Origin of the sequence: Sphingobacterium sp. SGL-16, from assembly GCF_011043515.1 — a bacterium.
GTDB lineage: Bacteria > Bacteroidota > Bacteroidia > Sphingobacteriales > Sphingobacteriaceae > Sphingobacterium > Sphingobacterium litopenaei.
Map to the genome: position 1 here is coordinate 19,571 of NZ_JAAKGQ010000036.1, position 16,973 is coordinate 36,543.

Here is a 16,973-nt window from a genome sequence, read left to right on the forward strand (position 1 = left end):
ATAATATATCTTCTAAAAACTTTTATTTATTCTCTCCCCAAAAATCTGCATTCTTAATTCCCAATTTCTTAGGATCAAATGTTGGATCTTCAATACCTTGCTTACGTTGAGCAACGTAATCCTTCCATACTTTCATGCCCACTTTACTCAAGAGTAAAATTGCAATAATATTTACCCAAGCCATTAAACCTACACCGATATCACCCAAATCCCAAGCTTGTTTTGCCGTCTTAATAGTTCCATAATAAACGGAAAATAAAAACACCACACGCAAAATCCAAATAACAAAATTATTCTTTTTTCCCTTGAAAATATAAGCAATATTAGTTTCTGCAAAATAGTAATAAGCCATAATCGTAGTGAACGCAAAAAAGAATAAGGCTATAGCGACAAATTGATTACCGATAGCAGGAAAATGATGTGCTACTGCTGCCTGTGTAAACCCTTCTACGCCCATATCAGGTACATAATGTGCTAGGAAACTTACAGCTTCACCTTTCGCATTAAATTCACCAACCACATTAAATTGATTCGTGAACAAAATCATTAATGCCGTTGCTGTACACACAAATAAGGTATCCACATAAACCGAGAATGCTTGTACAAGTCCCTGTTGAGCAGGATGGTTCACGTGTGCCGCCGCTGCAGCGTGAGGACCAGTACCTTGACCTGCTTCGTTTGAATAAATTCCTCTTTTTACCCCCCAAGCAATCGCTGTTCCTACTATTCCACCAAAGGTGGCATCAAGACTAAATGCGGATGAAAATATCATCGAAAATACAGTTGGAAGTTGGGTAAAATTCAAAGCAATTATAATTATTGCCATCAAAATATAGGCTCCAGCCATAAATGGAACAACAAATTCTGAAACTTGACCTAAACGTTTTACTCCACCAATTATTATAACAGCTAATAATGCTACTACAACTAAACCTACATAACTTACTGTCCAGTCTGTCCCCGCAAAATGGATTATCTCATTAGAATAGCTAAAAGCATTAGTTATAGTTCCATTGATTGCATTACTTTGGACACCTGGTAGTAAAAATCCCGTACTCAAAATTGTAATTATAGCGAAAAGAAAAGCGTACCATTTTACACCTAAACCTTTTTCAATATAATAAGCTGGGCCACCTCTAAAGATATCACCTTCTTTTTGCTTATAGACTTGTGCCAGCGATGATTCAATAAACGCAGACGCAGAACCTAAAAATGCAATCACCCACATCCAGAAAATAGCACCTGGACCACCCATATAAATAGCCGTTGCTACACCAACAATATTTCCTGTACCTACACGACCCGAAATCGCTAAGGCAAAAGCCTGAAATGATGAAATTCCATGATCAGATTGATTCTTAGCAAAAAGCAATCTAATCATGTCTTTTAGATATCTTATTTGAAGAAAACCAGTTCTAATTGAAAAATATAGACCTGTTCCTAAACATAAATAGATAAAAATTTCACTCCAGACATATCCAGATATTGTTGATATTATATTTTCCATCCAAAAGGTGTTAATAATTTAATTAATGGTTCTAAATAACAGATTTTTTTGAGAAATGTGAAGTATAATTTCAAAAAATACGCTTCTAAAAATATTCAAGTCCTAAAAAACACAAACTGTATTTCTCTCTACAGCGAATAAAAAAACAAAGGAGCTGCAATTCTTAATTGCAACTCCCTTATCCTTTTAGGCTATTATAATATAGACTGACGTACACGCGTCAGTTTTGTCAACAAATCTTCCAACAAATCTAAGTGAAGCATATTTGCGCCATCAGATTTTGCATTTGCAGGATCAGGGTGTGTTTCGATAAATAATCCATCTGCGCCTACCGCAATTGCAGCTTTAGCGATAGTTTCAATCAATTCTGGCTTTCCTCCAGTTACACCCGAAGTTTGATTCGGTTGTTGTAAAGAGTGTGTACAGTCCATCACAGTAGGCACACCAAATGAACGCATCACCGGCAAACCTCTGAAATCAACAATTAAATCTTGGTAGCCAAAAGTATTACCTCTGTCAGTCAAGAAAACTTTATCATTACCCGAATCTTTTACTTTATCAACCGCAAATTTCATCGACTCTGCAGAAAGGAACTGTCCTTTTTTAATGTTTACTACCTTACCTGTGTTAGCTGCTGCAACCAAAAGCTCAGTTTGTCTACACAAGAAAGCTGGTATCTGCAAAACATCCACATAAGCTGCAGCCATCGCCGCTTCGTGACTTTCGTGGATGTCAGTTACTGTAGGAACTCCAAATTCTTTACCAACCTTTTCTAATATCTTTAATGCTTTCTCGTCGCCAATTCCAGTAAATGAATCTACGCGAGAACGGTTAGCCTTACGATAAGAACCTTTGAAAATATATGGAATGTTTAATTTATCAGTAATGGTTACGATTTTTTCTGCTATACGCAATGCGATTTCCTCACCTTCAATCGCACAAGGTCCTGCCATCAAAAAGAATTGATTCGATGATCCGTTCTTAATACCAGGTAAATAGTTATTTATCATTTTTAATCTTAATTTCCTAATTCTGAGATAAATTTAATACGCATCAATTGGATGTCTTCGTAGGTGTAATCTTCCTCACCCAACTCTTTTAATGCAGTTTTGATAGAATCTTCTTCCGCCGATCTGAAATAATCAAAGACCTCATCTTGTCTGTCTTGGTCGATCATTTCATCTACAAAATACCCAATATTGATTTTTGTGCCCGAATAAACTATCGATTCTACTTCTTTAAGTAAATCCTCATAACTTATTCCTTTTGAGCCTGCTATATCATCCAACGCAATCTTACGGTCAATATTTTGGATTATACTTACTTTCAAAGCAGACTTATTCGCTGTACTCTTTACTACTAAGTCCTGGGCTCTTTCAATATTGTTGTCTTCTACGTACTGTTTGATTAATTGTACGAAAGGTGCACCAAACTTCAAGGCCTTACCTGCTCCTACGCCATGGATTTGTTTTAATTCCTCAATACTCACTGGATAATGTGTACACATTTCATCCAACGAAGGATCTTGGAAGATTACAAAAGGAGGTAAAGATTTTTGCTTGGCAATTTTCTTACGCAAGTCTTTAAGCATTTTCAACAATTCAGTATCCAATGCACCAGACGCTTGCCCAGCTTCATCACCATCCTCCTCATCACCAGCTTCCATTTCCTTATTTAAAATGAACTTAAGGGCATAAGGATTACTCAAATATTTACGACCTTCTTCTGTCAGCACCAACAAACCATAGTGATCTATGTCTTTCTTCACAAAATCAGACAGTTCAGCCTGTCTAATTAAAGAATTCCAGTAGTTAACACCTTTGTCTTTACCATAACCAAAAAGCGCATGTTCATCATGCTTGTAAGCCGAAACAGGTTGATTATTCTGTCCTATGAACACATTGATAATATGTTGGTCATCGAACTTATCCCCTTCTTCTTTAATAAAGTTCAATACCTTCACTAAATCTTCTTCTGCTTCGAAATGTGTTTTTGTCGAGCGACAATTGTCACACATGCTATTACAACCTGTTTCGTCAAATTTCTCACCAAAATAGTGCAAAATTTGTTTTCGACGGCATACTGAAGATTCAGAATAATCTATTACTTCTTTTAATATCTGCGTACCAATTTCTCGTTCTGAAACTGGTTTGTCTTTCATGAATTTAATTAGCTTATCAACATCTTTCTTCGAATAGAAAGATAAACAATGACCTTCACCGCCGTCTCTACCTGCACGCCCAGTTTCCTGGTAGTACCCTTCCATCGATTTTGGAATATCGTGGTGGATGACATAACGCACGTCTGGTTTATCAATTCCCATCCCGAAAGCAATAGTTGCTACAATAACCTGAACATCTTCCATCAAGAATTTATCTTGGGTCTCTGCTCTAGTCTTCGCATCTAATCCCGCATGATAAGGTAATGCTTTGATGCCGTTGATATTTAGTACCTCCGCTATTTCTTCTACTTTTTTGCGACTTAGGCAATAGATAATCCCTGTCTTACCCACATTGTTACGAATAAACTTCACAATCTCCTTTACAACATTCTTTTTAGGTCTTACCTCATAGTAAAGATTCGAACGGTTAAACGAAGATTTGAACAATGTTGCATCCGTCATCTGCAAATTCTTACGAATATCAGATTGAACTTTTGGGGTAGCGGTAGCCGTAAGTGCTATAATTGGAATATTATCCCCTATTTCATTGAGGATAGTTCGGATCTTACGGTACTCGGGACGAAAGTCATGGCCCCATTCGGAAATACAGTGCGCCTCATCTACGGCAACAAAAGAAACGCTAATAGATTGCAAGAATGCAATATTATCTTCCTTGGTCAAAGATTCGGGTGCCACATACAGAAGTTTGGTTTGTCCTGAAGTAACGTCCGCTTTTACACGCGTTATTTCTCCTTTGGTCAACGATGAGTTAAGGAAATGCGCGATGCTATCTCGACCGCCAAATGCACGTAATTGATCCACCTGATTTTTCATCAAAGCTATCAAAGGTGATATTACGATAGCAGTACCAGCACTCATCAAAGCAGGAAGTTGATAACATATCGACTTTCCTCCTCCAGTAGGCATAATAACAAAAGTATCTTTTTTATTAAGTATGTTAGTGATTATCGCTTCTTGATCTCCCTTAAATGCATCAAAACCAAAGAATTCCTGAAGATTATCGTACAATGATTTTTCTATTTCCATCAGCGCCTTTACAAAAATATAAGTAGACTATTGACCCATCTAAAAATTAAATACTTTATTTTTGTCAATTGTAGAATAAAAATAAGGAGATTTTCCGTGAAAAGCAATTCAGAAATAAAAAAAGAGGCTATAGAAGTACTGCAATTAGAAGCTAAAGCGCTAGAAGCCTTGACGAAAAAAATTACAGATGACTTTGCAGAAGTTGTCAATAATATATTGAATTTAAAAGGACGTGTTATTGTATCGGGTATTGGAAAAAGCGCTATTATTGCACAAAAAATTGTAGCCACGCTCAATTCAACGGGAACACCTTCAATTTTCATGCATGCGGCAGACGCTATTCATGGAGACTTAGGCATTATCCAGGAAGATGATTTAATCATCGTTATTTCAAAAAGTGGTAACACACCCGAAATTAAAGTGCTTATTCCATTTTTAAAGCAAGCCAAAAATAAACTTGTTGCCATTGTGGGAAATTTAAATTCTTTCCTGGCACAACAAGCTGACTACGTCTTAGACACCACTGTCGAACGAGAAGCTTGTCCAAACAACTTAGCACCTACCACGAGCACTACAGCTCAACTGGCTATGGGCGATGCCTTGGCAGTTTGTTTACAAACATTGAGACAATTTACAGATAGAGATTTCGCTAAATATCATCCAGGCGGTGCTTTAGGAAAACAGTTATACTTAAAAGTAAGCGACTTATCAACCAATAATGGTAAACCTACAGTATTAGCAACAGATAATGTCCGTACCACTATTATCACCATTACTAAATTCAGACTAGGAGCTACTGTAGTTATGGAAGACGACCAAATCATTGGTATCATTACCGATGGGGATATTCGTCGAATGTTGGAAAACCATGAAGACACAGCCAAACTTACAGCTAAAGATATTATGAGCGCGAATCCAAAACAAATCGAAGAAGGTGAATTGGCTATCAATGCTTTCCATAAAATGAAAGATAATAATATTTCTCAGCTGGTGGTCGTTTCCGATGGTAAATACGCTGGCATTATTCACATTCAAGATTTATTGAAAGAAGGCATTATTTAGTACAGAATCACCTTTTGATTCGTGTAAAATTATTGTGGTTAATGAATTTTAAAACGCGCAAAGTTTTAATTTGGCAAAATAATTGATTAAAATTGATTATTAAACAGAAACAGACAGTAAAGGTTAAGACAGAAATAAAATGAAAAAGGTATTAAGTATAGCAACTGCAGTTATTGCATTTATTACGTTAACAGCTATGATGCAAGTAGGAGAATTCAAGTTTGAAACTGAATCTCATGATTTTGGAACTATTCCTTACAACAAACCCGCATCTTATGAATTCACGTTTACAAATGCAGGTAAAGCGCCTATTATTATAGCAGAAGTAGCGCCATCATGCGGTTGTTCAGTAGCTGATTTTTCCAAAACTCCTGTGAAGCCAGGCGATACAGGCAAAATTAAAGTTACTTATAACGCAGCTGCAAAAGGTCCTTTTACAAAATCTTTCATTGTAAAATCAAACACTAAAACACCAGTGAAAACGCTTACAATTAAAGGTAACGTAGAATAGTAATAAGCATTGCAATTAAAACAAAGCCCTATCAAAATTCATTTGATAGGGCTTTGTTTTTAGCTATATTTGTAGCCGAAATAATAACTCAATAATATGCCAAAAATTTCACAAAAAGGCATCGACATGCCTGCATCTCCTATTAGAAAACTAACACCTTACGCTGATCAAGCTAAAAAAGAAGGTAAAAAGATTTACCATTTGAATATAGGTCAGCCTGATATTGAAACTCCAGAAGTCATGCTTAATGCTTTAAAAAACATTGACTTCAAAGTTTGGGCATATACTCCTTCAGAAGGAACAGCTTCTTACCGCAAAAAACTGACTGAATATTATAATAAAATAAACTATAATATTGAGCCTACTGATATCTTGGTTACTAACGGCGGTTCTGAAGCTATTACCATCGCGATGCAAGCCTGTCTTAATCCAGGAGAAGAAGTTATTATTCCAGAACCTTTCTATGCGAATTACAATGGTTTTGCTTGCTCTTCTGACATCGTGGTAAAACCTATCATGTCTTACATTGAAAATGGTTTTGCTTTACCTTCAATTGCAGATTTCGAGAAAGTTATTACAGACAAAACAAGAGCTATTGCAATATGTAATCCAAACAACCCTACGGGCTATCTTTACTCTCGTGAAGAAATGGAAGCTCTGAAAGAGTTATGTTTGAAATACGACTTATTCTTATTCTCTGACGAAGCTTACCGTGAATTTTGCTATGATGGCAAAGATTTCATCTCTCCTATGCACTTAAAAGGTTTAGAAAATCATGTCGTAGTATTTGACACCGTTTCTAAGCGTTATTCTGCGTGTGGTGCTCGTATTGGTTGTTTAATCACCAAAAATAAAGAATTATACCAAACAGCTTTAAAATTTGCTCAAGCCCGCTTATCTCCTTCTTTAGAAGGTCAAATCGCTGGCGAAGCAGCAGTTGATACCCCCGATTCCTACTTTGAAGCAGTTTCTAAAGAATACACAGCAAGACGTAACACTTTAGTAAATGGCCTTAACGCTATTGAAGGCGTTTTCTGTCCAAATCCAGGAGGTGCTTTTTATGTGGTAGCCAAACTTCCTATAGATAATGCTGACAAATTCTGTCAATGGATACTAGAATCTTTCTCTTACGAGAACGAAACAGTCATGATGGCTCCAGCTACAGGTTTCTACAGCACTGAAGGGGCAGGAACTAATGAAGTACGTTTAGCCTATGTTCTTAACCAAGACGACTTGAAAAAAGCTTTAGTGTGTTTGGAAAAAGCTTTAGAAGTTTATCCCGGAAGAAAATTATAATATTTTAGCAAAAGAATTTTGTATATTTATCTAAAAGGGGTTGTATCAGCCCCTTTTAGCATTTATGAGAAAATTTGGCATTTCCCTTCTAATACTAAGTATTCCCCTATTTTTTGCGGGAGTATATGGTTTTACTACTCGCATTTCTTCCAGCTTTCTTTCTGAGCTGACTAAATATTGTTTCATGAGTTGGTTCTTAGTTGCCATAGCGGGATTTGTCCTTATACAAATTGCTAAAGATATAGATGCTAAAAAAAGATAAACTAAGTTTTAATTCTATATACTTTTTTCCTTTCTCATACTAAAAAATCATCAGTATCTTTGTTAGTAATGAATGTAGAAAATTTACTAGAACGTGCATTAGGATTTGAGTTTCTGACCAAAGAAGAAGGTATTTTTTTATACCACAATGCATCTACAGCGGATTTAGCGTACGTAGCTAATGAGTTAAGAAAGATTCAAGTTCCTCATGGAAAAGTTACTTGGCAAATAGACCGAAATGTCAACACAACAAACGTGTGTATTGCGAACTGCAAATTCTGTAATTTCTTCCGTCGTCCTGGTCACGAAGAAAGCTATATCACAGATATTGAGACTTATAAACAAAAGATAGAAGAGACTTTCAAATACGGCGGTGATCAGTTGTTGTTACAAGGGGGACACCATCCGGATTTAGGATTAGAATTTTACGCAACATTATTCCGTCAACTAAAAGAGCTATATCCTACCCTTAAATTACATTCATTAGGGCCTCCTGAGATTGCGCACGTAGCAAAATTAGAAGGCATGTCACATATTGAGGTATTAACGAAACTTAAAGAAGCAGGATTAGACTCTCTTCCAGGTGCAGGTGCTGAAATATTGAATGACCGTGTACGTCGTTTGATATCAAAAGGAAAATGTGGCGGTCAGGAATGGTTAGATGTTATGCGTGCTGCGCACAAAATCAATCTTCCTACTTCTGCTACTATGATGTTTGGTCATATCGAGACAATTGAAGAACGGTTTGAGCATTTGGTATGGATTCGTGAGGTACAATCTGAAAAACCTGAAGGACATCACGGTTTCATTGCGTTTATACCGTGGCCATTCCAAGATGACGGCACCTTATTGAAACGTCTTCGTGGTATTTCCAATAACGTTACAGGTGATGAATACATACGTATGATCGCTCTAAGTCGAATCATGTTGCCAAATATCAAAAACATTCAAGCATCTTGGTTGACCGTTGGTAAAGCCGTAGCCCAATTATGTTTACACAGCGGTGCGAATGATTTCGGTTCTATTATGATTGAGGAAAATGTAGTATCCGCCGCTGGAGCACCTCACCGATTTACTTCAAAATCTATTCAAGATGCTATTCGAGAAGCTGGTTTTGAACCCCAATTGCGTACCCAGAAATACGAATTCAGAGAATTACCAGAGTCTATGGTTGAACAAGTAATTAATTACTAAGTGAAAGATATATTACTTAATATTGAAGCTTTAATTTTTGCGTCAGAAGAAGGTTTATCGGCAAATGATATTAAACATATTTTGCAGGATGAGCTATTAATAAACATTAATAAAGACGAAGTTCTAAAATTTATTGATCAGATTAAGTCAAAATATGACAGTGAAGATCAAGTTTTTTCATTAAAGACTTTCAATAACAAATATGTTTTCTTGACAAAAGAAAGTTATCATGATGTCATCAATCAAATGCAGGCGCATCGTGATCGCAAAAAGCTAAGTCAATCTGGATTAGAAACGTTGGCCATCATTGCCTACAGACAGCCTATTACAAAATTAGAGGTTGAACAGATTAGAGGAGTCAATTGTGACTATTCTATTCAAAGGCTATTAGAGAAAGACCTAATTAAAATTGTAGGTAAAGCAGAGACAATTGGAAAACCATTATTATATGCTACCAGTGAGACTTTCATGAATCACTTCGGAATTAATTCGGTAAAAGACTTGCCTCAGCTAAAAGATATCATAAATGAAGAGAATAGCATAGGTGAAATCATAGAATAATTTCTCACATTTCATTATATTTTTAAAAAATAACAATCTGATTATCAGTAATATATTTTTTAAAAAAAATTTTTAGTTTAGGTTTTCTTATATAATTTTACGATATAATAATCAATTGAAAGTAAGTATTGCTATGATGAACGAAACTATCGAAAAGTTGGAGATTGATGAGAATTTAATCAATTTCAACGGTCCGGAAGATGAAGAAGATGATTTCGATGATGATGATTTCAATATCGACATCGATTCTATTGGAGGGTACGATGACTTTGATGACGACGATGAAGATTTCTAGGATTTAGAAACCGAATAACAGTCTAGCCAAAAATAAGGGCAATTTTATTAATAAAAATTGCCCTTATAAAGGTATTATTTTTTGTGTAATTGCTCATACAAGTCGATTACCTTCTTTTGTAAGTCGATAACCTCAGCCTCACGTACTTGCAATCTTTGGTTCAATTCATTGATTTCTTCAAATTTTTCTTTCTCTTCATTTGCATCTGAAGTAGATAACAATTGAACTAATGACAAATTGAAAAGTTTAGCAATCTGATTTAATCTTGATAGATTCACATCAGTGATACCTGTTTCAATTTTTGAAAACGCAGGAATCGAAATATCCAATCGTTTTGCTACATCTTCTTGACTCCAACCTTTTTGGTGTCTTAATAATCTAATTTTTTTCCCTAAAGTATTCATTTGGTAAATGTTTTTATTATTTAACGTGCAAGTTAAAAATAATTTATTAAATTAAAAACTATCTATTCAAATTTTTTGACTTTTTTGGACAAAAATTTATCCGAAAAACTCAATACATTTACTCCAATATTATTATCCGAACTCATAAACAAGAGATTAAACCCTTGACTTTCAAATTTTTCCAAAAAATTATTCAACTCTTCAATATTTGTAATAATAGTCATATTATTATGATTGAATGTGGAAAAAATTTTACTAATTACATTATCTAATACTATATTTTTTTCTTTTATACTATTTTTATTTACATATACAATTGCGCGATCAGATTCGCTCATACTGTTACGATATAATTGTAATTTATCGTCCTTCAATATATCATAAGGGTTTAACTCAATTACCGTTAACAATTTCTCATTAGAAAATTGCTCCTTCACAGCATGTATACTACTCCTTAACTTTGTTGGAGTATGCGCAAAATCCTGATAAACAACGGATTGTCCATCACTTTTTACAAACTCTAAATACCTAATAGAACTTTTGAAGCTACTTATACTCTCGTAGAATTCAGCTCTTTTGATACCTAACCATTCACATACAGTATAAGCGCCAGCAATATTAGAAAGATTTTGCTTACCAATAATTTGTAAGGGAATTTGCTCATCACCTACCTCTATATAAGTAATTCCTTTATTAATAGTATAATTTGGCATCTTGTAACCATGCCTATTAATTTTACAATCTTTCGTATCCCCTACAATCTTTACGACATTAGCATCTTCTTTATTATATACCAATGTACCTTTTGAAACTATAGTATCAATGAACTCTTTGAATTGCTGAAAATAAACCTCTTCAGACACTTCAGTTTTATATTCATCCCATACTACATTACTTATCAATGCGATATTGGGATGATAGTAATGAAATTTTGAATGCTCATCAATCGAAGAGGCATAATATTCATCACCTTCTATTAACACAATTGGAGCAGAAGAAGTAAGCTTTATTAAAGACTCAAACCCTTCTAGTTGTGCCCCCACTACGTAATCAAATTCTTTTCCTAGATGTTTAAGCACATGCATGATCATACTTACAATAGTAGTCTTGCCAAAAGTGCCTGCTATTACGACACGAATCTTATTTTTCGATTGCTCGTAAACAAATTCCGGAAAAGAATAAATCTTAATTCCTAACTCTTGCGCTTTCAATAACTCGGAATTATCCGCTTCAGCGTGTTTCCCTAGTATTATTGCATCCAACTCTTCTGTAATATTATCTGGATTCCATCCAATTTTACTTGGGTACAATCCTGCTTCACGAAGATTAGATTTAGAAGGCTCCACGATCTGATCATCAGAACCAGATACCTGATGGCCTAATCTTGCTAAACTTATTGCAAGATTATGCATGACGCTACCTCCTATCGCTATAAAGTGAATGCGCATATTGTATTACTTTTTGATAAACTTTGCTGCACACCACTTATCCGTAACTTTGTGATTCACATAAGTTAGAGATAGATCTTCACAACATTTCCTTATAATGGGGAGGTCTTCCTGTTCGTAAAACCCACTTAAATACAGTTCGCCGTCTGCATTCAAACTATTTGCGTAAGTGGACATTTGATCCAGTAAAATGTTTCTATTTATATTGGCTAATATGGTATCAAACTTCTGCCCCGTAATTACCTCCTTAGAACCTAATAAAGATAATATGTTAGTGATACCATTAATATCGGAATTTTCTTTGACACTATCAACACAAATATTATCATAGTCTACGGCCAAGATTGACTTTGCTCCTTTTTTAGAAGCTAAAATAGCCAAAATACCTGTCCCACAGCCCATATCAAGCACTTTTTTATCTTGAAAATTATTTTCCAAAATGTAGGATAACATCATAGATGTCGTCTGGTGATGCCCCGTACCAAACGACATCTTAGGATCTATAACTATTTCATATATATACGAAGGTTTACTATCATGAAAGGTTGCACGTACATAACAAGTTTCGTCAACGACAATAGCATTAAAATTACTTTCCCACAACGCATTCCAATTTTCTTCTTTGACATCATTGATTTGATAATCCAAATGATAATCTATTACTTGAGAAAGAAGTAATGTTTCTAAAGCTTGAATATCAAAGTTAGCACTTGGAACATAGCCCGCAAACCCTTCTTCTGTATCTTCAAATGTATCAAAACCAATATCGGCCAATTCAGCTATTAACAAATCCTTCTGCCAATCTTGAATATCCGTACTCACAAAGTTAACCGCAGTATATTTCATTATTATAATTATGCATTAAATACTTTTACAATTTCCAAGAAATCTCTTGATTTCAAAGAAGCACCACCGATCAAACCGCCATCAATATCCTTTTGAGAGAATAAAGTTGGTGCATTTGAAGGATTACAGCTACCACCATAAAGAATAGTAGTATTTTCTGCCGTTTCAGCATCATATTGATTAGCAATAGTTTCACGGATAAAAGCGTGTACTTCTTGAGCTTGTTCAGGACTTGCAGTCAAACCTGTACCGATAGCCCAAACTGGCTCATACGCTAAAACAACTTTTGCGAACTCTTCTTTACCCAAATGAAACACTCCATCTACCAATTGAGTTTTGATTATATCAAAGAATTTACCTGATTCGCGCTCTTCTTTCGTTTCACCTATACAGAAAATAGGTTTCAAATCATGTTTTAATGCAGCATTTGTTTTTTCAGCTAATAATGCATCCGTTTCTCCAAAATAAGCTCTGCGTTCAGAGTGACCTAAAATAACATATTCTACACCTACAGACTTCACCTGAGACGCAGACACCTCACCCGTATAAGCTCCGGATTCAGCTTGATGAATATTCTGAGAACCGATATTTACATTTTTAACGTTTTCTGATAATTTAGCTACAGTAGACAAATGGATAAACGGAGTACATACGATAACCTCTTGGTTACCCACCACTTCGTCTTTTGCCATGTTTACAATTTCTGAAAAAAGGCTTACCCCTTCTTCATAATTCAAATTCATTTTCCAGTTTCCTGCAACAATCTTTTTTCGCATAGTTTTATATATTAAGGTTGATTAATAATTTCTAATTTGTTTTGTTTGCTTGTAAATATACTCTAATATTTCCTTATCCTTGTTTGTAATAGCCTCTTTCTTAATCTCCGCTTTACGTGATAGCATATCCATAAATCGTGTAAAGATATAACTTTCCGACTTGTCATCCGTCAGCCATGAAAAATCAGGCACAAATTTGGGAATAAAATTTGACATTGCGACCTGTGCGCCTACTCCAATTATAGTTCCTGTATTTAATTTGGAAGAAATAGCCAACATACTGTGATCTCCAATAAAGACACCACATTTTAATAACCCCGTATTCCGGAAATTATTGCCTACATAGTCATATACTTTGATTTCACTCCAATCATTTTTGAGATTCGAATTTAACGTTCCAGCACCTAAATTACATCCATCACCTATCACTGCGCACCCTAAATACCCGTAATGTCCTTTCGCCGAATTTCCCCAAATAACCACATTATTTAACTCTCCACATACTGTTGAATTATCTCCTACAGTTACATTAGGATAGATAATAGTACCAGATTTAACACGAACATTCTTTCCGATTATTGTAGGTCCATGGATGACATTATGAGACTCAAGGACCGCATTATCCAAAATCAGAATGGGACCTCTACTGGTATTCAATACAACATCGGGAGCTACTTGCGCTGAATCGGCAATATATAAATGGTTCTCTAGGGTATTTCCATTTTTCTCTTGAAAAATAAATTGAGCATCATACTCAATTTGAGAGGCATTATAGGTAAAAATATCTTCTACATATAGTAAGGCATCATAAGAATCTAAATAACTTACAATTTTATTTCCCGAAGAATGTAAGTTCAATAAAAGTTCTTCTTTTGACCGAGTTTGTGTCAATAAAGCAATCCATTCTCCATTCGCATCCACCAACTTCTCATTGGCTTTAAGATTTTTCAAAGCTCGCACCAGCCCGCTATTGGGCAATACAGAAGCTTTTATGAGAAGGACAAATTCAGAAGAATTATTTAAGGGAAATTTCGAAGAAAGATAATCTTCTGTCAAATAAGATACATCCTCTGTTTCGAAAATATGGGACCATTTCTGATCTAATGTAAAAGCACCTACACGCAGATTTCCAATAGGTCGAGTGGCTACCAATGGCAACAAATGGTTTCTGCCCTCAAACCGATCGAATAAGACAAGGGAAATACTCATTCGCTAAAAATACAAAAATCCCGATAAATACTTATCGGGATTTTTGGAATATATAATCGTTAAATTATAATTACTTCTTGTTGTAACGGCTACGGAATTTATCGATACGACCTGCAGTATCAACCAATTTCATTTTACCTGTATAGAATGGGTGTGAAGTGTGAGAAATCTCTAATTTCACTAATGGATATTCGTTACCATCTTCCCAAGTAATTGTTTCTTTTGTATCTACACATGATTTAGTTAAGAAAGCATAGTCATTTGACATATCTTTGAATACAACTAATCTGTAGTTTGATGGATGTAAATCTTTTTTCATTTTATCTTATGATTACTATATATGCTAACATTTGAGGTGCAAAGATAACTTATTTTAAAATGAATTCCAAAATAATATTAATCAACATTCCTCATTATTTTTCGTGTCAGAGCACGAAATGAAATAATGGACAAAGTTACATTATTTTAGCATATAATACATATTAAAATCTAATTTATCTTCACTTTTTCTTACTTTTGCTCATTATTTGAAAAAAGATAAAAACATGAGTATTTCACTATCCGAACAGGAACTACAACGTAGACAAAACCTACAAGGTATCATCGACCTAGGCATAAATCCTTATCCTGCTGATGAGTACAAGGTTAATGTAACTGCGGCAGATATACTAGAAAATTACGAAAGAGATAAAATCAACTATAAGAATATCCGTATTGCAGGTCGCATTATGAGCCGCAGAATCATGGGTAATGCTTCTTTTATTGAGCTTCAAGATTCTACAGGTCGTATCCAGGCATATGTAAAACGTGATGATCTTTGTCCTACAGAAGATAAAACATTTTACAATACAGTATTCAAAAAATTATTGGATATCGGTGATATTATTGGGATTGAAGGGTATGTTTTCACTACACAAACTGGTGAAATCTCAATTCATACTCAAAAATTAACTGTTCTAACTAAATCTTTACGTCCTCTTCCTGTAGTAAAAGAAGCTGAAGGAAAGACTTTTGATGCCTTCACGGATCCTGAGCAAAGATATAGAATGCGCTATGTTGATTTAATCGTGAATACTCAAAACAGAGATATTTTCGTAAAGCGTACAAAATTGTTCAACGCAATGCGTCAATTCTTCAATGATGCAGGCTATATGGAAGTAGAAACACCAGTATTGCAAGCCATTCCAGGTGGTGCAGCGGCACGTCCTTTCATCACACACCACAACGCATTAGATATTCCGTTGTACTTACGTATTGCAAATGAGCTTTATCTAAAACGCCTTATCGTAGGTGGTTTTGATGGTGTATATGAGTTTTCGAAAAACTTCCGTAATGAAGGCATGGATCGTACACATAATCCAGAATTTACAGCAATGGAAATTTATGTAGCTTATAAAGACTACAACTGGATGATGGACTTCACTGAACGCTTATTAGAACATTGTGCCCTTGCTGTAAACGGTACGACGAAAGCTACTTTTGGTGAACATGATATTGACTTTAAAGCACCTTACCCTCGTGTTACTATGGCTGACGCAATCAAGCAATTCACAGGTTTTGATATCACAGGAAAATCAGAAGCTGAAATTCGCGAAGCAGCTAAAGGAATGGGTATCGAAGTGAACGATACTATGGGTAAAGGTAAATTGATCGATGAAATCTTTGGGGAGAAATGTGAAGGAAACTTCATTCAACCGACTTTCATTACAGATTACCCTATTGAAATGTCCCCATTGACTAAAAAACACCGCGACAATCCCGAATTGACAGAGCGTTTTGAATTAATGGTATGTGGTAAGGAGATTGCAAATGCTTATTCGGAGTTGAACGACCCTATTGACCAACGTGAGCGTTTCGAAGACCAATTAAAACTTTCGGAAAAGGGCGATGACGAAGCAATGTTCATTGACCAAGATTTCTTGAGAGCTTTGGAATATGGTATGCCTCCTACTTCTGGTTTAGGTATTGGTATGGACAGATTAATTATGTTCTTGACGAACAATGCCTCTATTCAAGAAGTATTATTCTTCCCGCAAATGCGCCCTGAGAAAAATGAGCAAATAATTGAACTTTCAGAAGATGAGAAAACAGTATTAAGTATCTTGTCAGAAGAAAACCAAACTTTAGCAGAGGCTAAAGAAAAATCAGGTTTATCGGGTAAAAAATGGGATACAGCAACAAAAGGCTTACGTCAGAAAGATTTGATAAATATAACAGTAGATGGTGACAACAAATTCATCACAACTAAATAAAAAGAAAGGGTTGGTTTAAAACGAGGACACTGAAAAAGTTTCTATTTTTTTAAGAGACTTAAAAAAATGACTGAGTATAGTATTAAGCTTACTCAGTCATTTTTGTTTTAGGGATTTCTGGAAGATTGTTTATTAATTGTCCA

At 35.2% G+C, this 16,973-nt stretch carries 16 protein-coding genes; 7 read left to right on the forward strand and 9 right to left on the reverse strand.

Annotated elements, in window-relative coordinates:
- Positions 1 to 22: 22 nt before the first annotated feature.
- The 3 genes from G5B32_RS12145 to recQ all read right to left on the reverse strand — a co-directional run bounded on the left by G5B32_RS12145 (position 23) and on the right by recQ (position 4,715).
- Complete coding sequence (locus G5B32_RS12145; protein ID WP_165291800.1) at positions 23 to 1,507, reverse strand: alanine/glycine:cation symporter family protein; 1,485 nt, start codon at positions 1,505 to 1,507, stop codon at positions 23 to 25.
- Between the two features lie 194 nt (positions 1,508 to 1,701).
- Entirely contained in the window at positions 1,702 to 2,517 is an 816-nt protein-coding gene (gene kdsA, locus G5B32_RS12150) for a 3-deoxy-8-phosphooctulonate synthase (protein ID WP_165291801.1), read from the reverse strand.
- A gap of 8 nt (positions 2,518 to 2,525) precedes the next feature.
- The gene (recQ, locus tag G5B32_RS12155) at positions 2,526 to 4,715 is read right to left on the reverse strand and encodes a DNA helicase RecQ (protein WP_165291802.1); all 2,190 of its coding nucleotides are present in this window, start codon (positions 4,713 to 4,715) and stop codon (positions 2,526 to 2,528) included.
- Positions 4,716 to 4,811: 96 nt separating this feature from the next.
- On the opposite strand from recQ, the gene G5B32_RS12160 reads away from it, so the two are divergent.
- The 6 genes from G5B32_RS12160 (at position 4,812) to G5B32_RS12185 (ending at position 9,895) form a co-directional block, all read left to right on the forward strand.
- Positions 4,812 to 5,777, forward strand: a complete 966-nt coding sequence (locus G5B32_RS12160; RefSeq protein WP_165291803.1) for an SIS domain-containing protein — start codon at positions 4,812 to 4,814, stop codon at positions 5,775 to 5,777.
- 139 nt (positions 5,778 to 5,916) lie between these two features.
- Positions 5,917 to 6,288 (forward strand): DUF1573 domain-containing protein, encoded by a 372-nt coding sequence (locus G5B32_RS12165; RefSeq protein WP_165291804.1) that lies wholly within the window; start codon positions 5,917 to 5,919, stop codon positions 6,286 to 6,288.
- Between the two features lie 96 nt (positions 6,289 to 6,384).
- Entirely contained in the window at positions 6,385 to 7,584 is a 1,200-nt protein-coding gene (locus G5B32_RS12170) for a pyridoxal phosphate-dependent aminotransferase (RefSeq protein ID WP_165291805.1), read from the forward strand.
- 330 nt (positions 7,585 to 7,914) lie between these two features.
- Entirely contained in the window at positions 7,915 to 9,039 is a 1,125-nt protein-coding gene (mqnC, locus tag G5B32_RS12175; protein WP_165291806.1) for a cyclic dehypoxanthinyl futalosine synthase, read from the forward strand.
- Positions 9,040 to 9,600, forward strand: coding sequence for an SMC-Scp complex subunit ScpB (scpB, locus tag G5B32_RS12180; RefSeq protein WP_165291807.1), 561 nt, complete (start codon positions 9,040 to 9,042; stop codon positions 9,598 to 9,600).
- 133 nt (positions 9,601 to 9,733) lie between these two features.
- Entirely contained in the window at positions 9,734 to 9,895 is a 162-nt protein-coding gene (locus G5B32_RS12185) for a hypothetical protein (RefSeq protein ID WP_165291781.1), read from the forward strand.
- Between the two features lie 74 nt (positions 9,896 to 9,969).
- Here the strand turns inward: G5B32_RS12185 and G5B32_RS12190 are convergent, their stop codons facing one another.
- From G5B32_RS12190 to G5B32_RS12215, 6 genes are all read right to left on the reverse strand, one after another.
- Positions 9,970 to 10,299, reverse strand: coding sequence for a helix-turn-helix domain-containing protein (locus tag G5B32_RS12190; RefSeq protein ID WP_165291808.1), 330 nt, complete (start codon positions 10,297 to 10,299; stop codon positions 9,970 to 9,972).
- Between the two features lie 62 nt (positions 10,300 to 10,361).
- The gene (locus G5B32_RS12195) at positions 10,362 to 11,747 is read right to left on the reverse strand and encodes a Mur ligase domain-containing protein (protein WP_165291809.1); all 1,386 of its coding nucleotides are present in this window, start codon (positions 11,745 to 11,747) and stop codon (positions 10,362 to 10,364) included.
- A 6-nt stretch (positions 11,748 to 11,753) separates the two neighbouring features.
- On the reverse strand, positions 11,754 to 12,593 hold the full coding sequence (prmA, locus tag G5B32_RS12200) for a 50S ribosomal protein L11 methyltransferase (protein ID WP_165291810.1): 840 nt from the start codon (positions 12,591 to 12,593) through the stop codon (positions 11,754 to 11,756).
- An 8-nt stretch (positions 12,594 to 12,601) separates the two neighbouring features.
- The gene (tpiA, locus tag G5B32_RS12205; RefSeq protein WP_165291811.1) at positions 12,602 to 13,369 is read right to left on the reverse strand and encodes a triose-phosphate isomerase; all 768 of its coding nucleotides are present in this window, start codon (positions 13,367 to 13,369) and stop codon (positions 12,602 to 12,604) included.
- Between the two features lie 21 nt (positions 13,370 to 13,390).
- Positions 13,391 to 14,578, reverse strand: coding sequence for a putative sugar nucleotidyl transferase (locus tag G5B32_RS12210; protein WP_165291812.1), 1,188 nt, complete (start codon positions 14,576 to 14,578; stop codon positions 13,391 to 13,393).
- Between the two features lie 70 nt (positions 14,579 to 14,648).
- Positions 14,649 to 14,897, reverse strand: coding sequence for a type B 50S ribosomal protein L31 (locus tag G5B32_RS12215; protein ID WP_090973296.1), 249 nt, complete (start codon positions 14,895 to 14,897; stop codon positions 14,649 to 14,651).
- 226 nt (positions 14,898 to 15,123) lie between these two features.
- Between G5B32_RS12215 and lysS the strand changes: the two genes are divergently transcribed.
- Complete coding sequence (gene lysS, locus G5B32_RS12220; RefSeq protein ID WP_206366890.1) at positions 15,124 to 16,830, forward strand: lysine--tRNA ligase; 1,707 nt, start codon at positions 15,124 to 15,126, stop codon at positions 16,828 to 16,830.
- Positions 16,831 to 16,973: the final 143 nt, after the last annotated feature.

What these genes read in the sequence shown, in the direction of transcription:
- tpiA (WP_165291811.1), bottom strand. Translation starts at nt 13,369, where the DNA reads ATGCGAAAAAAGATTGTTGCAGGAAACTGGAAAATGAATTTGAATTAT.
- kdsA (WP_165291801.1), bottom strand. Translation starts at nt 2,517, where the DNA reads ATGATAAATAACTATTTACCTGGTATTAAGAACGGATCATCGAATCAA.
- prmA (WP_165291810.1), bottom strand. Translation starts at nt 12,593, where the DNA reads ATGAAATATACTGCGGTTAACTTTGTGAGTACGGATATTCAAGATTGG.
- G5B32_RS12145 (WP_165291800.1), bottom strand. Translation starts at nt 1,507, where the DNA reads ATGGAAAATATAATATCAACAATATCTGGATATGTCTGGAGTGAAATT.
- G5B32_RS12210 (WP_165291812.1), bottom strand. Translation starts at nt 14,578, where the DNA reads ATGAGTATTTCCCTTGTCTTATTCGATCGGTTTGAGGGCAGAAACCAT.
- G5B32_RS12195 (WP_165291809.1), bottom strand. Translation starts at nt 11,747, where the DNA reads ATGCGCATTCACTTTATAGCGATAGGAGGTAGCGTCATGCATAATCTT.
- recQ (WP_165291802.1), bottom strand. Translation starts at nt 4,715, where the DNA reads ATGGAAATAGAAAAATCATTGTACGATAATCTTCAGGAATTCTTTGGT.
- G5B32_RS12190 (WP_165291808.1), bottom strand. Translation starts at nt 10,299, where the DNA reads ATGAATACTTTAGGGAAAAAAATTAGATTATTAAGACACCAAAAAGGT.
- G5B32_RS12170 (WP_165291805.1), top strand. Translation starts at nt 6,385, where the DNA reads ATGCCAAAAATTTCACAAAAAGGCATCGACATGCCTGCATCTCCTATT.
- G5B32_RS12165 (WP_165291804.1), top strand. Translation starts at nt 5,917, where the DNA reads ATGAAAAAGGTATTAAGTATAGCAACTGCAGTTATTGCATTTATTACG.
- lysS (WP_206366890.1), top strand. Translation starts at nt 15,124, where the DNA reads ATGAGTATTTCACTATCCGAACAGGAACTACAACGTAGACAAAACCTA.
- G5B32_RS12215 (WP_090973296.1), bottom strand. Translation starts at nt 14,897, where the DNA reads ATGAAAAAAGATTTACATCCATCAAACTACAGATTAGTTGTATTCAAA.
- mqnC (WP_165291806.1), top strand. Translation starts at nt 7,915, where the DNA reads ATGAATGTAGAAAATTTACTAGAACGTGCATTAGGATTTGAGTTTCTG.
- G5B32_RS12185 (WP_165291781.1), top strand. Translation starts at nt 9,734, where the DNA reads ATGATGAACGAAACTATCGAAAAGTTGGAGATTGATGAGAATTTAATC.